This is a genomic window from Mycobacterium sp. 4D054, assembly GCF_052245755.1.
Classification (GTDB): Bacteria; Actinomycetota; Actinomycetes; order Mycobacteriales; family Mycobacteriaceae; genus Mycobacterium.
Genome location: NZ_JBQQCF010000002.1, coordinates 193,795 through 207,928 on the forward strand (window position 1 = coordinate 193,795; position 14,134 = coordinate 207,928).

General features: G+C 65.4%; 14 protein-coding genes and 2 pseudogenes. 11 read left to right on the top strand and 5 right to left on the bottom strand.

Features of this window, described 5'->3' with window-relative positions; all coding sequences use genetic code 11:
- The first annotated feature begins 32 nt into the window (after nt 1-32).
- Genes ACTWP6_RS02435 through ACTWP6_RS02460 form a run of 6 tightly spaced genes read left to right on the top strand, consistent with a single transcriptional unit; the run spans nt 33 to nt 6,143 of the window.
- Nucleotides 33-1,205 (top strand): cytochrome P450, encoded by a 1,173-nt coding sequence (locus tag ACTWP6_RS02435; protein WP_443186778.1) that lies wholly within the window; start codon nt 33-35, stop codon nt 1,203-1,205.
- Nucleotide 1,206: 1 nt separating this feature from the next.
- Nucleotides 1,207-2,175: a zinc-binding dehydrogenase gene (locus ACTWP6_RS02440; protein ID WP_443186748.1), complete on the top strand. Its 969-nt coding sequence runs from the start codon at nt 1,207-1,209 to the stop codon at nt 2,173-2,175.
- A 1-nt stretch (nt 2,176) separates the two neighbouring features.
- A complete protein-coding gene (locus ACTWP6_RS02445; protein ID WP_260751509.1) occupies nt 2,177-2,956 on the top strand; it encodes an HpcH/HpaI aldolase family protein in 780 nt (259 codons plus the stop codon).
- A complete protein-coding gene (locus ACTWP6_RS02450; protein ID WP_260751510.1) occupies nt 2,956-3,684 on the top strand; it encodes an SDR family NAD(P)-dependent oxidoreductase in 729 nt (242 codons plus the stop codon). Before ACTWP6_RS02445 ends, ACTWP6_RS02450 begins: the two co-directional genes overlap by 1 nt.
- A gap of 8 nt (nt 3,685-3,692) precedes the next feature.
- Nucleotides 3,693-5,201: a flavin-containing monooxygenase gene (locus tag ACTWP6_RS02455; protein WP_260758048.1), complete on the top strand. Its 1,509-nt coding sequence runs from the start codon at nt 3,693-3,695 to the stop codon at nt 5,199-5,201.
- A gap of 6 nt (nt 5,202-5,207) precedes the next feature.
- Nucleotides 5,208-6,143 (top strand): alpha/beta hydrolase, encoded by a 936-nt coding sequence (locus ACTWP6_RS02460; protein ID WP_260751511.1) that lies wholly within the window; start codon nt 5,208-5,210, stop codon nt 6,141-6,143.
- Here the strand turns inward: ACTWP6_RS02460 and ACTWP6_RS02465 are convergent.
- A complete protein-coding gene (locus ACTWP6_RS02465) occupies nt 6,120-6,602 on the bottom strand; it encodes an SRPBCC family protein (protein ID WP_260751512.1) in 483 nt (160 codons plus the stop codon). The two genes, ACTWP6_RS02460 and ACTWP6_RS02465, sit on opposite strands and share 24 nt — an antisense overlap.
- A 102-nt stretch (nt 6,603-6,704) precedes the next feature.
- Here ACTWP6_RS02465 and ACTWP6_RS02470 point away from each other — a divergent pair, with 102 nt between their 5' ends.
- Complete coding sequence (locus ACTWP6_RS02470) at nt 6,705-7,850, top strand: acyl-CoA dehydrogenase family protein (RefSeq protein ID WP_443186749.1); 1,146 nt, start codon at nt 6,705-6,707, stop codon at nt 7,848-7,850.
- Here the strand turns inward: ACTWP6_RS02470 and ACTWP6_RS02475 are convergent.
- The 4 genes and pseudogenes from ACTWP6_RS02475 to ACTWP6_RS02490 all read right to left on the bottom strand — a co-directional run.
- Nucleotides 7,847-8,203, bottom strand: a pseudogene (locus ACTWP6_RS02475) (HNH endonuclease signature motif containing protein); the annotation flags it as partial. The gene ACTWP6_RS02470 and the pseudogene ACTWP6_RS02475 overlap by 4 nt on opposite strands.
- Nucleotides 8,204-8,541: 338 nt before the next feature.
- Complete coding sequence (locus ACTWP6_RS02480; RefSeq protein WP_306666500.1) at nt 8,542-9,030, bottom strand: SDR family NAD(P)-dependent oxidoreductase; 489 nt, start codon at nt 9,028-9,030, stop codon at nt 8,542-8,544.
- A complete protein-coding gene (locus ACTWP6_RS02485) occupies nt 9,027-9,329 on the bottom strand; it encodes an SDR family NAD(P)-dependent oxidoreductase (protein ID WP_084182408.1) in 303 nt (100 codons plus the stop codon). The genes ACTWP6_RS02480 and ACTWP6_RS02485 overlap by 4 nt, the downstream gene beginning before the upstream one ends.
- A gap of 72 nt (nt 9,330-9,401) precedes the next feature.
- Nucleotides 9,402-10,175, bottom strand: a complete 774-nt coding sequence (locus ACTWP6_RS02490; protein WP_185296625.1) for a hypothetical protein — start codon at nt 10,173-10,175, stop codon at nt 9,402-9,404.
- On the opposite strand from ACTWP6_RS02490, the pseudogene ACTWP6_RS02495 reads away from it, so the two are divergent.
- The 4 genes and pseudogenes from ACTWP6_RS02495 to ACTWP6_RS02510 all read left to right on the top strand — a co-directional run.
- A pseudogene (locus ACTWP6_RS02495) lies at nt 10,074-10,573 on the top strand (ISL3 family transposase); the annotation flags it as partial. The gene ACTWP6_RS02490 and the pseudogene ACTWP6_RS02495 sit on opposite strands and share 102 nt — an antisense overlap.
- A gap of 135 nt (nt 10,574-10,708) precedes the next feature.
- Complete coding sequence (locus ACTWP6_RS02500) at nt 10,709-11,596, top strand: LysR substrate-binding domain-containing protein (protein ID WP_229480072.1); 888 nt, start codon at nt 10,709-10,711, stop codon at nt 11,594-11,596.
- Between the two features lie 225 nt (nt 11,597-11,821).
- The gene (locus tag ACTWP6_RS02505) at nt 11,822-13,261 is read left to right on the top strand and encodes an NAD(P)/FAD-dependent oxidoreductase (RefSeq protein WP_082902014.1); all 1,440 of its coding nucleotides are present in this window, start codon (nt 11,822-11,824) and stop codon (nt 13,259-13,261) included.
- Entirely contained in the window at nt 13,254-14,045 is a 792-nt protein-coding gene (locus tag ACTWP6_RS02510) for an FAD-dependent oxidoreductase (protein ID WP_067991389.1), read from the top strand. The genes ACTWP6_RS02505 and ACTWP6_RS02510 overlap by 8 nt, the downstream gene beginning before the upstream one ends.
- Nucleotides 14,046-14,134 lie beyond the last annotated feature (89 nt).

Genomic DNA, 14,134 nt, shown 5'->3' on the forward strand with positions numbered 1-14,134 from the left:
ACTTCACCTACGACCCGTTCGATCCGGCGGTGATGGCCGACCCGCTGAAGTACTACCGCATTCTGCGCGACGAGCACCCGGTCCACTACCTGGACAAGTGGGACACCTACGCGCTGTCACGGTTCGACGACATCTGGCGGGTGCTGGAGATCGACGACGGGACGTTCGTCGCGTCGGAGGGGACGCTGCCGGCCGCGGCGGTGCTCGCCGAACACAACGACGGACCGGTCGCGGATCCGCCCCTGCACCCGATGCCGTTCCACGCCAACTTCGATGCGCCGATCTACGACGAGGTCCGGCGCTGCACCGCGGCGCCGTTCCGGCCCAAGAACGTCGCCAGGCTCGGCGAGCGCATCCGGGTGCTGGCCAACGAGCGGCTCGACGAACTGCTACCACTGGGCCGGTTCGACCTGACGCAGGACTACGGCGGGATCGTCGCGGCCTCAGTGGTGTGCGAACTCGTCGGCCTGCCAACCGATCTCGCCGGCGACGTGCTGGCCACTGTCAACGCGGGCAGCCTTGCGCAACCGGGCAGCGGCGTCGAAGTGGCCAACGCGCGGCCCGGCTACCTGGAGTACCTCACCCCGGTGGTGCAGCGCAGGCGCGCACAGCAGGGCGACGCGCTGCCCATCGTCGACAACCTGCTGGCCTACCGGCTGCCCGACGGGTCGGCGCTGTCCGACACCGAAGCGGCGGTGCAGATGCTGGGTGTCTTCATCGGCGGCACCGAGACCGTGCCCAAGATCGTCGCGCACGGACTGTGGGAGCTGTCGGCGCAGCCGGGTCAACTCGCCGAGGTGCGTTCGGATCTGGACGCCAACGTGCCCGTCGCGCGCGAGGAGATGATCCGCTACTGCGCGCCCGCCCAGTGGTTCGCGCGCACGCTGCGCCGGCCGTTCACCCTGCACGGCACCACTATCCGCCCGGGCCAGCGCATCATCTCACTGCTCGCCTCAGCCAACCGGGACGAGCGCGAATACCCGCAGCCCGACGAGTTCCTCTGGAACCGGCCGATGGCCAGGCTGCTCGCGTTCGGCCGCGGGCAGCACTTCTGCCTCGGAGCGCATCTGGCGCGACTGGAGATCGCCATCATGGTGACCGAATGGCTCAAACGGGTGCCCGACTTCCGCGTCGACACCGAAGCCGCGTCGCGGCCCCCGTCGAGCTTCCAGTGGGGCTGGAACAACCTCCCCGTGGAGATTTGACGTGTGGGCCTACCGTCTCGTCGCGCCGTTCACCTTCGAGAAAACCGAGGTGCCGCAACGCTCTCCGGAGTCGCTCGCCGAGGGCCAGGTGCTGCTGCGCTTCCTCGCCGCGGGGATCTGCGGGTCCGATCTGCCCGGGTTCCGGGGCGCCCAAGGCAAACTTCCGGGCGACACCGGTGCGTGCGCTGCCGAGATGAACGGCTTCCCGATCCACGAGATCGCCGGTGAGGTGATCGCGAGCCGGCATCCCGAACACCGGACCGGAGACCGGGTCGTCGGGTGGGCGTCCGGCTTCGACGGCCTGATGGAGCAGGTGGTCGCCGACGGCGACGGGTTGGCGGCCTATTCGGGGTCGCTGAGCCCCGCTCATGCTGTGGCGTTGCAGCCGTTGGCGTGTGTGCTGTACGCGGTCGAGCAACTACCGGACCTGAGGGGCCGCCACGTCGCCGTGCTCGGGCAGGGTTCGATCGGTCTGCTGTTCTCGTATGTGTCCAAGGCCGCCGGGGCCGCGCACGTCACCGGCGTGGACCCCGTCGACCGTACCGCCGCCGGCCCGGACTTCGGGGTCGACACGGTGGTGCGGGCCACCAGCGACCGCTGGGTCAGCCGACTGGGTCCAGATACCAAGCCCGACATCGTGATCGAGGCGGTGGGACACCAGGTCGCCACGCTGTCGCATGCGGTCGAGGCCGCGGCGTTCGGCGGCACCGTGTTCTATTTCGGTGTGCCCGACGACGACTGGTACCCGATCAGCATGCGCACCATGCTGCGTAACAACCTGACACTGAAGTCGGGGGTGACCCTGGAGCGCAGGCGGGTGCTCGCCGAAGCCGACGCGTTCGCCCGCGACCACCCGGGGCTGCTGGACCGCTACCTGACCCACACCTTCGGGGTCGACGAGGCGACGGCGGCGTTCGAGATGGCCTCGCGCCCCATGCCTGGCCGCATCAAGATCGCGATCGTGGCCTGACATGGCGAGCCGATTGCAGGAGGCCCTGTCGGGCAAGGCGCAGATCTGGGGCGGCTGGGTGGTTGGTCCGACGGTGCTCGGGCCGGAGGAGTTCGCCGCCGCGGGTTACGACTACGTCGGATTCGATGTCCAGCACGGGTATCTGCGCGACGCCGACGTCGCGCTGATGCTGCGCCGGCTGGAGCACGTTCCGATCGCCACGGTCGTGCGGTTGCCGGGCCCCGACGCGGCGCCGATCGGCAGGGTGCTCGACGCCGGCGCCGACGGTGTGGTGGTAGCGATGGTCGAGTCCGGCGAACAGGCCGCCGCGGCGGTGGCCGCGACCCGGTACGCCCCCGCCGGCGTACGCAGCTTCGGGCCGCTGCGCGCGAGCCTGGGCAGCGATCCGAGGGCGTTGCAGGAACGTGTGTCGGTGTTCGCGATGGTCGAGACCGCCCGTGGTCTCGCCGCGATCGACGACATCTGTGGTGTCGACGGACTGGCTGGAATCTACGTCGGCCCTGCCGATCTCGCGATCTCGATGGGGCACGGCCCGGTCGACGCGTGGACGCACCCCGATGTGCTGGACGCGATGTGTCGCCTCCAGCACGTCGCCACCGGTGCCGGCCTGGTGGCCGGCGTTCACGCCAACACCGGCCTGGTCGGTAATGAGATGGCGCAGAGAGGATTCCGGATGATCACCTTGGCCTCGGAGTCGCAAGCGCTGCGCCGCGGCGCCGCCGCGCACCTGGCCGAGGCGCGCGGGCAGACCGACGCGCCGGCGTCGACGAGGTACTCCTGATGGCGCCGAACCGGGTCGCACTGGTCACCGGTGCCGCCCGCGGGCAGGGTGCGGCGATCACAGCCCGGCTGGTGCGCGACGGGTTCTGCGTCGCCGCATGCGATCTGCGTGCCGACGAGTTACGGCAGACCGTGGCGGAATTCGGCGACAGGGCAGTTGCCGTCGACCTGGACGTCACCTCCGAGGAACAGTGGTGCGGCGCGGTCGCGTCGGTAGTGGAGAGGTTCGGTGCGCTGACCGCATTGGTGAACAATGCCGGTGTGCTGCACCGCGCTCCGTTGTCGGACGAGACTGCGGCAGGCTTCGAAGGTAGCTGGCGGGTCAACTGTCTGGGGCCGTTCCTCGGCATCCAGGCGGCACTGCCGAATCTGCGCGGCGTCCCCAACGCGTCGATCGTGAACACCTGCAGCACCGGGGCGATCCGCCCGTTCCCGAACCACAGCGCCTACGGCTCGTCCAAATGGGCTCTGCGCGGCCTGACCCAGGTCGCCGCCGTCGAGTTGGCGCCTGCGGGGATCCGGGTGAACGCGGTGTTCCCCGGGCCCGTCGAGACACCGATGCTGGATCCGGCCACCCAGTCGCGGCTGGCGGGCGCGGCATTGATGGGCCGCATCGGCAGACCCACCGAGATCGCCGACGCGGTCGCGTTTCTGGTCTCCGAGCATGCCTCCTTCATCACCGGTTCGGAGCTCATCGTCGACGGTGGGCAGTCGCTGCAGATTGGATGACGATCTCTATGGCCAAGACGCTCTCCGTGGCGATCATCGGCGCCGGTCCGGGAGGCCTTGCACTCGGGATCTTCCTGCGCAAGGCGGGCTTCACCGACTTCACCATCTTCGACCGCGAAGACGGCGTCGGCGGTACGTGGCGCGTCAACACCTATCCCGGCCTGGCCTGCGACGTGAAATCGCACCTGTACTCCTACTCTTTCGAACTGAACCCGCACTGGTCGCGACTGTGGTCGGGCCAGCAGGAGATCCTGGACTACTTCGAACGCTGCGCTCAGCGCTACCGCCTGCACGAGAACCTGCGCTGCAACACCGAGATCGCGTCGGCGGAATGGGTTCCCGAATCCCGCACTTGGCTGCTGACCACCGCCGCGGGCGACGAACACACTTTCGACGTCGTCGTCTCCGCCATCGGGATGTTCACCCAGCCGGTGATGCCCGACCTCGTCGAGGAGGAACCGTTCACCGGGACGATGATGCACACCGCGCGCTGGGATCATTCCGTCGACTTGCGCGGCGTCCGCGTCGCCGTGCTGGGCACGGGATCGACTGCGGCCCAACTGGTCCCGGAGGTCGCCAAGCAGGCGGCCAAAGTGTACTCGGTGCAGCGCTCACCCACCTGGGTGCTGCCCAAACCGGACCGCGAGTACACCGCGCGGGAGAAGTGGGTGTTCGCCCACGTCCCGCTGGCCAAGAAGATCTACCGGACCCGGCTGTGGCTGCGCAGCGAATCGAACATCTCGGTCATCGAGAACGGCAGTGACAAGACCGAGGAATTCACCAGCGTTGCGCTGCGATCGCTGGAAGCGACCGTGCCCGACGAGGAACTGCGCGCCAAGCTGACCCCGGACCATCCGCTGGGCTGCAAGCGTCTGGTGTTCGCCACCGACTACATGCAGACGCTGACCCAGCCGCATGTCGAGGTGGTGTCCAGCCCCGCACGCCGACTCCGGTCGCGATCACTGGTCACCGAGGACGGCACCGAACTCGACGTCGACGTCGTGTTGTGCGCCACCGGATACGCGGCAGCAGATTACCTCGGGCAGATCGAGGTGCGGGGCGCCGACGGGGCGCTGCTGCGTGACACCTGGCGCGACGGGGCGTTCGCCTACCTCGGGATGACCGTGCCCGGTTTTCCCAACTTCTTCATGCTCTACGGCCCCAACACCAACGTCGGCTCCAACAGCGTCATCTTCATTCTGGAGGCGCAGGCGCACTACGTCGTGCGGGCGCTGAAGCACATGCGGCGCAGGAACAGGGCCTACATCGAGGTGCGGTCCGACGTGATGACGCGCTACCTGGAGTCGATCGACGCCTGGATGCAGGGCACCGTGTGGCTGACCCGGTGCAGCAGTTACTTCCGCGCCGCCAACGGCCGCGTGGTGACCCAGTGGCCGCGCAGCGCTCGGGCCTTCTGGCAGATGACGCGCCGGTTCAGGCCGCGCGACTACGTCTTCGCCGCACCGCAGAGCCGGTCGGCCATCCGTGTCGGCGCCCAGACCGCGGGACAGCGGTAGGCCGCCGTGACCGAGCGTGACATCGTCGAGCGTCTCGACCCGGCGCTGCGCCACCTCGCGCAGGCTCGCACCGACCTGTCGCCGCCGGTCCTCGGCGCGGTGCGGGACTCGCTGAACCAACGGCGCGCCGAGACGGCCGAGACCCTCGACCCCGTCGGCGTGGAGATCGAGCAGCGCTTCGTCCCGGTCCCGCACGGGCACCAGGTCGCGGTGCGGATCTACCGCGGCGGACCGCCCGGGTGCGGTGCGGTGATCTATTGCCACTCAGGGGCGTTCGTGCTCGGCAATCTGGACACCGACCACCGGCAGTGCATCGAGCTGGCCCGCCGGGGACGATGCATCGTGCTGTCGGTCGACTACCGGCTGGCCCCCGAACACCCGTACCCGGCAGCGCTCGACGATGCCGCTGCCATCCTGGACTGGGCGGCCCACAGTGCCGCAGAGCTCGGTGTCGATGCCGCGACGATCGCCGTGGCGGGCAGCAGTGCCGGAGCGGCCCTGGCGGCGGGCCTCGCGCAACGGGCCGCGGCCGGCGACGCGCCGCCTGTGGTGTTCCAGATGCTGCACCAACCGGTGCTCGACGACCGTCCGTCGCCGTCGAAGGCGGAGTTCACCACCACGCCGGGGTTCGACGGCGAAGCCGTGCACTGGATGTGGCGGCACTACGGGGCGGACGGGCCGGTTCCAGATGACGCGGTGCCGGCCCGCGCGCAGGACTTCTCCGCAGTGGCGCCCGCCTTGATCACCTGCTCGGAGCTCGATCCGCTGCGTGATGAAGCGATCGACTATGCGCTACGACTGCTGTGGTCGGGTGTAGCCACCGATCTGCATGTGTTCAGCGGCACCTGCCACGGTTTCGATTCGCTGGTCCCGGAATGGGAGATCAGCGAAGCGCTCTTCAACCTCCAGGGTGCGGCGTTACGCCGTGCCTTCGTTCGCTAATTCCCGGGCGATCGCCTGGTGGTAGGCGTCGATGTTGGCCGGGTTCACGATCCGGAAGAAGCCGTCGGGCATCGGCGCGTCCTTGTACGCCTCCACCGTCATGGTCCTGCTGAACAGGGTGATTCCCTCGCCGGGCCGGGTGAACTTGTACTGGACGCTGATCCGGCCGGGCATACCGCCGTTGCCGTCCCGGTCGTGGCCGAGGTTGCCCAAGGAGTTGAACATCCACAACTTCGGCCGCATCGCGATGGCCAGATGCCAGGTGAAGATCCGTTCGCCGTCCGGGCCGGTCTCGGTCCAGGTGTCACCGACCTCCAGCGGCAACTTGTCCGGCACCTTCCCGACGTGCGCGCTGCCCGGATACGTCTTCGTCCAGTTCACCGGATTGGTCACGAAGTCGTAGATGACTTCGGGGGACTGGGTGAACGCGGTCTCCGACGTCGTCGTCACGATTCCCACACCGACTCCTCTTCGACGTCCCACGTGCTTTACAAATCCACGTCATAATGTCACGCTGCGGAGTGGCTTGCCACAGCGGTGCCAAGAGCGGGAGGTGTCACGATGGACTTCTCCGAAGTCGCACTGTCCGAGGAAGACAGAGCTTTCCAGGCAGAGCTGCGGGAATTCCTGGCGTCGGTGGTGACTGACGACGTCATCGCCAGGGACCGGCGCACAGGCGATAACTTCGACGAGACGGTCCACCTGGCTCTCGGATCAGCGGGGTATCTCGAACGGGACTGGCGCGCCGCGCACGACGGGGGCTTCACCCCGGTCCAACGGCGGATCTGGGAGCTGGAGATCGGACGGGCGCACACACCGTGGTTCCACTGGGGCACCACGTCGATGGTCGCGAATGCGGTCGACCGGTTCGGGTCCGACGAGCTGAGGGACGAAATCTTGCCCGAGGTGCTGAGCGGACGGTTCCGGCTCTGTCTGGGCTACACGGAGCCCGAGGGCGGCTCCGACGTAGCCACGTGCAAGACCCGCGCGGTGCGTGACGGTGACGGGTGGATCATCAACGGCTCGAAGATGTTCACGTCGAACGCCCACCACGCGCAGTACGTCTTCCTGATCACCAACACCGACCCGGCGGCGCCCAAACATCAGAGCCTGACGATGTTCCTGGTGCCACTCGACTCGGCCGGCGTCGACATCCAGCCGATCCGAACCGTTGACGGCGACCGCACCAATATCACCTACTACAGCGATGTGCGCGTGGATGACAGATACCGGGTCGGCGCCGTCAACGGCGGCTGGGCCGTGCTGCGGGAGGCGCTCAACGCCGAGCACGGAACCGTCGAGCGTGACGCCGGCGGGCTGAGCAAGATCGCAGTCATGTCCGAACACGCGTTACTACTCGCCGACGAGGTCGACCGGGTGGCCGGCGAGGTATCCGCGAACGGGCGGCTCGACGACGACTCGGTGGCATACCGGCTGGGGCGCAGCATCGCCCGATTGGAAGCGGCCCTGAGCACGCCGGAGATGTTCGGCCGGGTGGCCATCGCGCAGACGCTCCGCGACATCACCCCGGAACTGATGGACGTCCGCGGGGCGGTGGCCGCGGTGCCGGACGGACTCAGCGGCGAGTACCTGTTCCGGCTGGCCGGACCGACCGGCATCTACGGCGGCACGCTCGAGGTGTTCCGCAACATGATCGCCCAGCACGTCCTCGGGCTCGGCCGGCCGAACTATTCGCCGCCCCGCTAAAAGGGCGGGTCGTTGCCGCCCGGGCCTTCGGCGCGTGTTTCGGCGTTGCGTTGTCGTTCTGCGGTGATGTAGGCGGCGCGGCCCTGCGCGCGGGTGCGTGTGCGCCGGGGCATCATCGCCCCGCGGTTGTCGGTCATGGGGACGGTGGGTGGGTCACCGGTCCAGAGGGTGGCCGTCGGCCTGCACAGGGCCGGGAAGAGGAGACGGCTGCCGGGGTGGGTGGTGTAGGTGTGGCCGGTGGGCGAGGTCCAGGTGATGGTGCCGTCGGGGTCTTGACGGTCACGCCACCCGCCGAGTCCGGTCCAAAAAGTTTTCAGCAAATGATGAAAACGGCACAGACACTTCAAGTTGGTGACAAGTCGTTAATACGTCCCAGTCCCGTGGGTTCGTTCGGACTGAAGGGGTTTCATCGGGAGCCCACGGTGTTTTGGTGTTGCGGGCCTGGCTATGGGGTGTGTTCGGGCAGTGTGAACCGTCTGTAAGTATTTGCATGGCTGGCCCTGTGCTGGCTGACAGGATCGCTGTCGCCCTCCTGATTGGGTGTGACTCGTGAATCGTCGGGCCCCCGTGAAGGGTGCTCTTCCGAGGATCTGTCCATCCGATCGGGGGCGGCAACGCCGGCCCGGTCCTGCTTCGGTGGCTTGATTGGAATCCTGCCCGACTCGTTGCCGCGGGTCGCACCCCTGTGTTACTAGTGAACGGCTGCTGGCCTCATCATCCGTTGTGTGACCTTCAGCATGACCCGTCTTGGCATAAAGCGGTAACAGCAGGCAAGTAAACTGTTCCGTGCACCCGATACAACGGTAGGGGTGGACTTAGAAACAGCACTAAGGGCAGCGTCTACAACTTGTTTTGGCGTCTGTCGCGCTTCCGACATGAACTGCTCACCCGAGCGTGCGAAAAACTCGGTCTCGGTTGGTCCCGGGCATACGGTCAACACACGGACGCCGGCTTCGCGGGTTTCCTGCCATAGAGCCTCGGTGAAAGAGAGGACAAACGCCTTCGTTGCTCCATACACCGCCATGCTGGGAGTTGGTTGGAACGCGGCGGTCGAAGCGATGTTGATGACAAGGTCGTGGCCTGCCTTCACCATTCCCGGAAGGAACCGCGCAGTCAGGTCTACTACAGTTATACTATTAAGTTGAATTTGCGCTAAATGCGTTTCAATATTCTGAGTCAAAAATCACCATGAATACCTGCGCCCGCGTTATTTATCAGAACATCGATATGCCGGTCGAGTAAGGCTACTTGCCGAGAAATCTCCGCTCCCGATTGAGGAGTCGACAAATCGGCTTCTATCAAATCAATACGGACGCGAGGTTTGCGCTTGTTGAGCACGTCGCGGACTTCAGCGAGCCTATCGGTATTACGTGCCACCAAGACGAGGTCGACCTCTCGATCAGCGAGCTGTGCTGCGAACTCTGCGCCTATGCCGCCGCTTGCTCCCGTAATTAGTGCAGTAGTTCCGGGTCGTATCATTTGCGTCTCCTTATATAACTAATGGCTTGCTTCTATTCGCCCGTGTCAACTTGTTGATGGCGCTCAGGATGATCAGCTCAGTGACTGCCACAACGAGCGGTAGGTCACGCGAGTCCCACCAGGCCAAGTTTCCTCAGGTCCGCTATCGTATTTCGCGACGAGGCCCGGAGTAATGTGCGGGATGGACGAGGTGCCATTACCCGATTCTCGGAGAGCTGTGGCAAATTTATCCGCCGGGACGGCTGAGCCGCTCAGCGCAGTTTGCGGTTGCCGGTAGCCGTCCATCAGTGTGTAGACGGAGTACTTCCGTAATGATTCTGGCAGTCCGCGGACAGCAGTATCGAACCGCATAAACCAATCACCATAGTGGTCGATGCGTCGGATCGGCTCGCCCGCTTCAATGAGCCAGTCGACGATGACATCCAACGATACGGCGTCTTCATGCGGGTTGACGACGTTGTACGAATGAAACCCTTCTTCGAACTGTGAGCCAAGTGCTGCAACTGCCGCAGCGACGAAATCTGCCGGCAGGCCGTCAAAGTGAGCGGTAATCCTGGATTCTGCGTTTTCGGCGGAATAGAAGGAGCGCGGTGCGATACCGGTCGCCAGGAGGCTCAAGATTAGCCGGGTAAAGGGGCTCTTCGCAGTTGAGGGTGTAGAGGTGATCGGCGCGTCGCTGCCGGATAGGGGTCGAGGTCTCTCGAAGATGAAGGTTCCTACACGCCTCATCCGAAAGACCTCGACGTGCCCAACGCTACCGGTCGAGCGGGCTTCGCCTGCGCTGACCTGACCACTTTCTGCCGCCTCGACGACCTCGGGTTGGAGGTGACCGGCCAGCAGGTCCACCCCGATCACGCGGTACTGGCGTGCCGAGTCACCGACGAGGACCGCTGGTCCGCCGCTGCGGCGAGGAAGGCCGTGCCCGTGACAGCCTCACCCGAGAACTGGCTCATGAGCCGTTCGGGCGCCCCACCACACTGCTGGTCACGATCCGTTGCTACCGCTGCGCCGGCTGTGCCCGTGTGTGGCGCCAAGACCTCAGCAACGCCGCCGAACCACGCGCCAAGCTATCCCGGAGCGCTCTGCAGTGGGCGCTCAAAGCCATTGTCTGCCAACACCTGACCGTCACCGGCGTCGCCGAAGCCTTGGCAGTATCGTGGAACACCGCCAACAACGCCGTCCTGGCCGAAGGCCAGCGAGTGCTGATCGCCGACCCGGCCCGCTTCGACGGCGTGCGCGTGATAAGGCAGCGTGAGATTCATCGACTTCACGCCAGCGCCGGTTCGGGCGCTTCAAAGCGATTCAGGCTGGTCATGTCGCCCCGACTAGGGAACTATGACGTCATGCCGACACTGATGGATGTGTGGGATTCCACACGGATGAGGTTGCTGATCGAACTGGATCGGGCTTCGAGCCTCTCCGCAGCGGCTGCTGCCATCGGAATCAGCCAGCCTTCGGCCAGCGAGCATTTACGTCTGTTGAACTCGGCAGCCGGCGAGCCCGTAGCCGAACGTTCTGGTCGGTCACTGGTACTGACCCCCGCGGGCCAGATCCTGGCACGCTGCGCTTCGCAGGCACTGGCCAGCCTCGCTGCAGGTGAATCAACGCTGGCCGCGCGCGCCGGATTGCGATCGGGAGTGTTATCCGTCGGCGCGTCGTCGGTGCCAGGTACTTACATCTTGCCCGCTGTCGTCGCGTCTTTCATCGCCCGCTGCCCAGACGTCGCCGTGAGGGTCTCCGTCGGTTCGACTGAAGCCGTGATGGAGTGGCTACACAAGGGGCGGATTACTCTTGCCATCATCTGCAGTGAGTCCAAGTTGCCCGGTCTTCGCTCCGAGAGCATCGGCGCTGACGAGATCGTCGGCATCTGCAGTCCCGGCGCAGTCGACATCTCCTCCGATGGCTGCGTTTCCCTCGACCAGTTGAAGTCTCGAACACTGTTGGTTCAGGAACATGGTTCGAGCACCCGTGCGCAAGCCCTGCGGCTGCACACGGCAGATCCGGGTTGGGGTGCGGTGTGGGAGATGGGCTCGATCGACGCGATCAAGCGCGTAGCTCGCCAGAGCACCGGAATCGGGTTCGTTTCCATTTATGCCATTACGGATGAGCGACGGCGCGGTGAGCTCGTCGACTTCACGGTCTCGGGGGTCGATTGGGGCCAGCGGGATGTCCGTGCGGTGACATTGCGGAACGTAGTCCAGGCACCCGCTGATCGATACTTCCAGGCGCTGCTCACCGAAGCGATCGCCAAGGGATCTGGAACCTGAGGCGTCGCCAGCCCGTAGCTGGCCACCGCTTCACCCTGCCCGCTGTGAATGTGCGCGTTGGCTACCGTCCACCTATTGGTAATTCCGAGGTCCGATCTCGGTCATATGCCATTTGCATATATACGACGCCGTTTCCTTGGCCTTTGATATCGGCTAATCCTATTCTTCGGTGGACGTCCAAATGGGCAGTGGGTGGACCAAGATTTAATCGAATGAGGTGCCAGATTGTCGTTGCGAGACAACGCTGTTGACGTCTTGATCATCGGCGCAGGGGTGGTGGGAACATCGATCGCGCGGGAGCTCTCGCTCCTCGACATCGACGTCGCCGTGGTTGAGCGATGGCACGACGTCGGAGAAGAGACGTCCAAAGCCAATAGTGGTGTGGCCAACTGCGGATGGTCGGCTGCCCCGGGCAGCCTGGAAGCGCAGCTGATCCTGGCTTCGGCGCCCCAGTGGGAGAAGATCGCGGAAGATCTCGGTGTCGCCTTCCGTCGTGTGGGAATCACGATGCTCGCATTGACCGAGGACGAGGTCAAAGAGTTGCCGAAGTGGGCCGAACGTGCCCAGAAAAACGGGGTCGACGCCCATCTCCTGACTGGGGACGAGGTGTCTCAGGAGGCACCGCACGCGTCCACCAAAACGCTCGCGGGCCTCCACATCCCCGACGAAGGCGTGGTCGACTCGGTGCGCCTATCGGTGGCCTATGCCGAGCAGGCTGCGCTCAACGGTGTCCGTTTCTACTTCTCGGAACCGGTCAAGAGCGCGAAGAACGACGACGGCCGGGTGTTGTCCGTCGAGACTTCACGACGAACCTTCCGGCCCAGGTTCGTGGTGAACGCCGCCGGGCTCGGTGCCGACCAGGTGTCGCGCGCACTCGGCGGCGAAGAGTTCACGGTCACGCCGCGACGCGGACAGTGGGCGTTGCTCGACCGCGAATTCGGCGCCCAGGTCCCGGGCATGCTGACCGGGGTCCCGGGGAAGCTTGGGCACGGCCCGATGGTGCTGCCCACCGCGCACGGCTCGGTGTTGTTGGGACCGACAGCCGAAGACCAAGACGACAAGCTCGACCGGTCAACGGATGAGGACGGGCTCGACGCCGTCCTGCGTCGGTGCATGGACATGATGCCGTCTATCGACTTGAGCTATGTGACCAAACGTTTTGCCGGCGTGCGCGCCAATTCCGATCCGACCTATCGCATCGGATGGTCGGAGTCTGCCGAGAATCTCTTGCAAGTCGCCGGAATTCGCTCCACTGGCGTCTCGGCTTCGCCGGGGATTGGCCCGTACGTGACCACCCTGCTCTGGGAACGAGGCCTTAGCACCCATGCGGCGCCGAATCCTGTTCGCACCCTGAGTTACTCTAGCCCGCTCTGGCAGGACCTGGATTGTGCACGCGCAGCCGCCGACCCGCTCGGGCGCACCGTCATCTGCGCGTGCGAGAAGGTCACTGCGGCTGATATTCACCAAGCGCTGTCATCGCCTTTGCCCGCGACGTCGATCGCCGGCGTCGCCCGCCGAACACACGCAACATGGGGCCGGTGCCAAGGTTCAGCGTGTCTGTCCGGTGTTTCGTTCATCACCTCGCTCTACACGGGCCATGAGCCCTGGCAGATCCCATATCACGAAGAAGGCTCCGACTTGGGGGTGGGAAACACCAATGACTGACGTGATGGTGGCCGGCGGTGGCCGCTGTGGACTTCACGCGTCCCGGATGCTGGCCGAACGAGGGTTGACGGTGACTCTGGTGGAACGACTCCCACAGGCCGGGGGGCAGGAGCCTGAGCGCGATGCGGCGACACTGGTCAAAGCGGCACAAGCCGCGGGTGTCAAGCTGGTCTTGGGCACGCTGGCAGTCGAATACCGTAACGGAAGCCTGTCGACACTGGGTATCGACGGCGCCACCAGCACCGCTATCACAGCGCTCGTTCTCGCGACTGGAACGCGACCCCGAACCCGAGCTGAGCTCAACATCGGTGGTGAGCGAGGAAGTGGCGTGTTGCCGGGATCAGCAGCCCTTCACTTTCTGGACGCCGGCTTACTGCCTGGCCGTCGACCCGTCGTTATCGGTGCCGGCGAGTTGGCGCATCACCTGAGCAGCAAGCTGCTGAGCAAGGGTGCTGAGCGAGTGACCGTGGTGACTGCCGGGCCGGGAACAGGTGTATGGCAAGCAGGCGTGCAGGTATACGACCAGGCGACTCCCAAAGCCGTGCTTGGCTTTCCGCGCCTTCACACTCTCGTGATCGAGACTGCGGACGGTCCTGTAGAGCTTCACGCGGACTCGGTGATCCTGGCCGCCGGGCGAATTCCTATGCGCAACATCGAGGGAGCCGTGTTCTCCGACGCTCCGACGGTCTACGAGTGCTTTTCAACGGCGGATCCAAAGACAGATCACGAGTCGCTGGCTGTGGCGACCGAAACCGTCCGTCAAATAGACAGCCGCCTCCGCTGAGGCACGAACACTGGAGAAGATCATGCAAGTCTTGTCGCCCGTAGGGAGATTCCCCGTAACCGTCGACGGTGTCCATATCCAAGACCGCC

What these genes read in the sequence shown, in the direction of transcription:
- ACTWP6_RS02435 (WP_443186778.1), top strand. Translation starts at nt 33, where the DNA reads ATGGCCGACCCGCTGAAGTACTACCGCATTCTGCGCGACGAGCACCCG.
- ACTWP6_RS02445 (WP_260751509.1), top strand. Translation starts at nt 2,177, where the DNA reads ATGGCGAGCCGATTGCAGGAGGCCCTGTCGGGCAAGGCGCAGATCTGG.
- ACTWP6_RS02450 (WP_260751510.1), top strand. Translation starts at nt 2,956, where the DNA reads ATGGCGCCGAACCGGGTCGCACTGGTCACCGGTGCCGCCCGCGGGCAG.
- ACTWP6_RS02455 (WP_260758048.1), top strand. Translation starts at nt 3,693, where the DNA reads ATGGCCAAGACGCTCTCCGTGGCGATCATCGGCGCCGGTCCGGGAGGC.
- ACTWP6_RS02470 (WP_443186749.1), top strand. Translation starts at nt 6,705, where the DNA reads ATGGACTTCTCCGAAGTCGCACTGTCCGAGGAAGACAGAGCTTTCCAG.
- ACTWP6_RS02485 (WP_084182408.1), bottom strand. Translation starts at nt 9,329, where the DNA reads ATGATACGACCCGGAACTACTGCACTAATTACGGGAGCAAGCGGCGGC.
- ACTWP6_RS02500 (WP_229480072.1), top strand. Translation starts at nt 10,709, where the DNA reads ATGAGGTTGCTGATCGAACTGGATCGGGCTTCGAGCCTCTCCGCAGCG.
- ACTWP6_RS02510 (WP_067991389.1), top strand. Translation starts at nt 13,254, where the DNA reads ATGACTGACGTGATGGTGGCCGGCGGTGGCCGCTGTGGACTTCACGCG.